Origin of the sequence: Micromonospora sp. NPDC005298 (genome assembly GCF_040607375.1) — a bacterium.
In the GTDB taxonomy this organism is placed as follows: Bacteria; Actinomycetota; Actinomycetes; order Mycobacteriales; family Micromonosporaceae; genus Micromonospora.
Genome location: NZ_JBEXGP010000050.1, coordinates 1 through 1,756 on the forward strand (window position 1 = coordinate 1; position 1,756 = coordinate 1,756).

Here is a 1,756-nt window from a genome sequence, read left to right on the forward strand (position 1 = left end):
GCCGTACGCAGCTGCCGGCTGGTGTCGGGGTCGAGGGCGAGTGGGGTTTCGATGGTCAGCTCGTCGAGGTGCGGGTGGCCGGTGTGGTGGCCGGCGTGCAGGGCGAGGTCGACGTACGCAGTGCCGGGGAGCAGCACGGTGCCGGTGACGGCGTGGTCGGTGAGCCAGGGCTGGGTGGTCGGGGTGAGCCGGCCGGTGAACAGGTGTCCCTGCTGGTCGGGCAGTTCGATGGCGGCGGCGAGCAGGGGATGTTCGGCGGTGGTCTGGCCGAGATCGGTCGCGTCGCTGATGGTCGTCGGGGCATGCAGCCAGTAGCGCTGGCGCTGGAACGGGTAGGTGGGCAGGTCCACCGGCGGGGCGACGGCCGGGAGGAGAGGTGCCCAGTTCACCGGGAGGCCGTGGGTGTGCGCGGTGGCGAGGGCGGTGACGAGCTGGTCGGTGGTGTCGCGGCGCAGGGTGGGCAGGGCGATGATCTCCCGCTGGTCTGCGGTCTCCTCGATGGGTTGGATGAGGACGGGGTGTGGGCTGACCTCGATGAAGGTGGTGTGGCCGTCGCGCAGCAGTGCTTCGGTGGCGGTTTGGAATTGGACGGGGTGGCGGAGGTTGTCGTACCAGTAGTCGGCGGTCAACGTGTCGGTGTCGATGCGGTCGCCGGTGTAGGTGGAGTAGAAGGCGACGTCGGTCTGCGGGTTACGCCGTCGAGGGCGGCGCGGATGTCGTCGTGCAGTGCTTCGACGTGGGGGGTGTGGGAGGCGTAGCCGACGGGCAGGATCCGGGCGGGGATGTCGCGGTCCTTGCAGTGGGCGACGGCTGCCGCGACGGCGTGGGGGTCGCCGGCGATGACGGTGGCGTTGGGTCCGTTGACGGCGGCGATGTAGGCCCGGGGGGTGGTGCTCGATCCGGTGAGGAGTTCGGTGACCTGGTCGGCGGGTAGGGCGAGGGAGGCCATGTCGCCGTGTCCGATGAGTGCCCGTAGGGCTTGGGCGCGTAGGGCGACGACCTTGGCGGCGTCGTTGAGGGTCAGGGCTCCGGCAGCAAACGCGGCGGCGATTTCGCCTTGGGAGTGGCCGATGACGGCGTCGGGGGTGATGCCGTGGTGCCGCCAGACGGCGGCGAGGCCGGTCATGACCGCGAAGAGCACGGGTTGCACCACGTCGACGCGGGTCAACCAGTCCGGGTCGTCGTCGTGCAGCACCTCACGCAGGTCCCAGTCGACGTAGGGCTGTAGCGCGGTCGCGCACTCGTCGAGGTGGGTGGCGAACACCGGACTCTGGGCGGCGAGTTCGCGGCCCATGCCGAGCCACTGTCCGCCCTGGCCGGGGAACACGAACACGGTCCGGCCGGTGTGCGCGGCGGTGTGCTGGAGCAGGGCCGGGTGCGGGCGGTCCTCGGCGAGGGCGCGTAGCGCTTGGGTGGGGTCGTCGCTGGGGAGCACGGCGGCGCGGTGGGGGAATGCGGTGCGGGTGGTGAGCAGGGCGGTGGCGACCGCGTCGTGGTCGAGGTCGGGGTGCTGGTCGAGGTGGGCGGTGAGGTTGGTGGCTTGGGCGCGCAGCGCGGTCGGGGTTTTCGCCGACAGCAGCCACGGCAGCGCGGCCGCTGCTTCCCCGTTTGTCGCGGCTGCTGCTTCGCCGTTCCCCGCGGGCGCCGCGTCGCCGTTCATGGTGGCCGCCGCGACCGGCGGGGCTTGTTCGATGATCAGGTGGGCGTTGGTGCCGCTGATGCCGAAGGAGGAGACACCGGCCCCGCCGCGCCGGTG

The 1,756-nt window shown here is 71.8% G+C and carries 2 pseudogenes; both read right to left on the reverse strand.

The window, feature by feature from the left end:
- A pseudogene (locus tag ABZS77_RS30000) lies at nucleotides 1-389 on the reverse strand (hypothetical protein); the annotation flags it as partial.
- Between the two features lie 69 nt (nucleotides 390-458).
- A pseudogene (locus tag ABZS77_RS30005) lies at nucleotides 459-1,756 on the reverse strand (acyltransferase domain-containing protein); the annotation flags it as partial.